The organism is Piscibacillus sp. B03 (genome assembly GCF_052246295.1).
In the GTDB taxonomy this organism is placed as follows: domain Bacteria; phylum Bacillota; class Bacilli; order Bacillales; family Alkalibacillaceae; genus Piscibacillus.
The window spans coordinates 1-2,095 of record NZ_JBQQCO010000075.1 but is presented as its reverse complement, the minus strand read 5'-3'; the positions used below and the strand labels follow the sequence as shown (position 1 = coordinate 2,095).

4 protein-coding genes are annotated in these 2,095 nt (G+C 29.7%); 2 read left to right on the top strand and 2 right to left on the bottom strand.

Annotation, left to right across the window (positions count from 1 at the left end; genetic code table 11):
• The first annotated feature begins 61 nt into the window (after positions 1 to 61).
• Positions 62 to 199, top strand: coding sequence for a hypothetical protein (locus ACTWQB_RS17155; RefSeq protein WP_443140376.1), 138 nt, complete (start codon positions 62 to 64; stop codon positions 197 to 199).
• Between the two features lie 469 nt (positions 200 to 668).
• On the opposite strand, the gene ACTWQB_RS17150 is transcribed toward ACTWQB_RS17155, so the two are convergent.
• Together ACTWQB_RS17150 and ACTWQB_RS17145 are read right to left on the bottom strand one after the other, a co-directional pair.
• Positions 669 to 1,241, bottom strand: a complete 573-nt coding sequence (locus ACTWQB_RS17150; RefSeq protein ID WP_443140375.1) for an N-acetylmuramoyl-L-alanine amidase family protein — start codon at positions 1,239 to 1,241, stop codon at positions 669 to 671.
• Positions 1,242 to 1,383: 142 nt separating this feature from the next.
• On the bottom strand, positions 1,384 to 1,542 hold the full coding sequence (locus ACTWQB_RS17145; protein WP_443140374.1) for a YvrJ family protein: 159 nt from the start codon (positions 1,540 to 1,542) through the stop codon (positions 1,384 to 1,386).
• Positions 1,543 to 1,723: 181 nt separating this feature from the next.
• Here ACTWQB_RS17145 and ACTWQB_RS17140 point away from each other — a divergent pair, with 181 nt between their 5' ends.
• Positions 1,724 to 1,972, top strand: a complete 249-nt coding sequence (locus tag ACTWQB_RS17140) for a hypothetical protein (RefSeq protein WP_443140373.1) — start codon at positions 1,724 to 1,726, stop codon at positions 1,970 to 1,972.
• The last annotated feature ends 123 nt before the right edge of the window (positions 1,973 to 2,095 follow it).

Sequence of the window (2,095 nt, the reverse complement as noted above, 5' to 3'; positions counted from 1 at the left end):
AAAATCAGACTGACATTCCTTATGAACATCCTATAAGTATATTAAACTAGGAAAAACGAAAATGGATGGTGAGTTTGTACTTGATAAGAGAGAACTTATCAAGACATCAGATAAAGAAATAGAGAAAAGTCATTTTCTTGCATTTAGTCAAAACGAAGCGGAAGAGATTATTGACGTGTTAAAGCAAGTTGCATTTTAGTTACATTGAATTCAGACCTAAAGCTAGCGTTCTTTCCGCTACTATTGTGATATTTCCACAATTTTCACTAATACCTAACATCATTATAAGTGAAACGGTTTTTTGCTAGCTTCATGACAAAATGGTTATCAGTAATTAGCTTAAATCCTAACTGTTCGTAGAAATTAACAAGTTTTTTAGAATCAGTTAAATAATCGGGTTTGTTGGACTTTTTTCAGCAACCTCAATAGGTTCAGCGGTTAAGAAAATGTAGTAAATAGCAAGTAAATCTCTTAAATAAGATATTATTTTATATTTCAATTATAGGGTAATTGATTTACATAAAAAAATTCTCGAGAGTTGGTTTAAAATGTTTAAACCAACTCTCGAGAAGCGTACTCAAGTTATTGAGCAGTTGTGTGCGGAACACGTACTGTGGTGTAGTAGTGTAAAGGGTAGGGAAACTACCCTCTCCTACTAATTTCACTTATTAATTAAAATAATTATCTATACCATTTGCAATTTTTTGAGCCATGTTATCTTGCCAGTAATTATCGTAAATATAGTCAGAATCAATAGTCTCCATTTCCACTAACACTTTAGGAGCGGATCCCCAAGTATCTCTTAATATGGCTAAGTTTTTAGTATATGTTCTATAACCTCCCATAGCAGCAGAAATATTACTAGCTAATAGGTCCGATTGATATAACTCTTCATCACTAGCTCCACCAGCGTCAGGATCTAATGAATAAGCACCGATTCCTCCTGCATATGCAGTATTAACATGAAGACTTACCAAGGCATCATAATTATATGGGTAGTAATTATCATTAACATAATCTACTCGTAAATTAATATCTTCACCTGATGTAGTACCTCCAAAATCACTATCATCGCTTCGTGTCATATATAACCAACCACCTCGTGAAGCTAATTCATTGGCTAACTTGTGACCAACAGCTAAATTAATTTCTTTTTCGATATTACCATCATGCGTAGTTCCTGGATGATCTCCACCATGTCCAGGATCAACCAAAATTTTTACACCATCTAATGTACCCATCAAAATCACTCCTATTATTTATTAGAGCATACTGGCCAGTATCATGCCCTTACATTCTTATAAAGAGAAATAAGTAATTAAAAATAAACCTCAAAATAATATTTTTACAAATAAGTTTACAAATTGGACAAATAAATGAGGTTTACTTTTTAAAATCTTTAATTACATCAGATAATTCAATAACTGCTTTTTCTAGTTGATCTAATTTGCGTTCGAATCTTGAAAATAAATAAATAGTTATTGCAATAGGAAAACCGAAATTACCAATAATTGATACCCAACTTGAAACATCTGCTCCCATTAACTACCACACTCCTTTAAGCCTTAAAGAGATAGAAGTTAATTTAAAATAAATTTAATTAGTAAAGTTGTTAGAAAAAATCATAAATTTTATAGAACATTTGTTCGTAAATGGTTTATAATTACATAATGAAAATCTCTTTAATTTATATATAGAACTTATTGTTTAAAGGAGGTTTTTTATGAAAAATAAGAAAAAAGGCGAAAAGAATATGGACAATTTTTTTAATCATAACCCAGATCTATATACAAATATTATCCTAAAAAAATTCTTATCTATTAATGAAAATTATGGTTTATTAAAAGAGGCTATAAATAACCCAACATATATAAATAGGAAAAAATTAGATAATGCATTCAAAAATCATTATTACAAAATAAAGTTAATCAAATATATAAACAAGCTAATCTATTTCTATAGTATTGATTAGAGAGTGTAAAATATTTTGTGTAAATGGCTATTCCGATTTTCAATGATATAGAAAAAGGAAGACCCATTCTGTAGAATTAAGTTAGCAGACTAAAATTCACAGAAAAGAGGTCTTCCCTATGAA

Bases quoted from the DNA above. Each gene is read 5' to 3' on its own strand.
- ACTWQB_RS17155 (WP_443140376.1), top strand. From the start codon at position 62: ATGGATGGTGAGTTTGTACTTGATAAGAGAGAACTTATCAAGACATCA.
- ACTWQB_RS17150 (WP_443140375.1), bottom strand. From the start codon at position 1,241: ATGGGTACATTAGATGGTGTAAAAATTTTGGTTGATCCTGGACATGGT.
- ACTWQB_RS17145 (WP_443140374.1), bottom strand. From the start codon at position 1,542: ATGGGAGCAGATGTTTCAAGTTGGGTATCAATTATTGGTAATTTCGGT.
- ACTWQB_RS17140 (WP_443140373.1), top strand. From the start codon at position 1,724: ATGAAAAATAAGAAAAAAGGCGAAAAGAATATGGACAATTTTTTTAAT.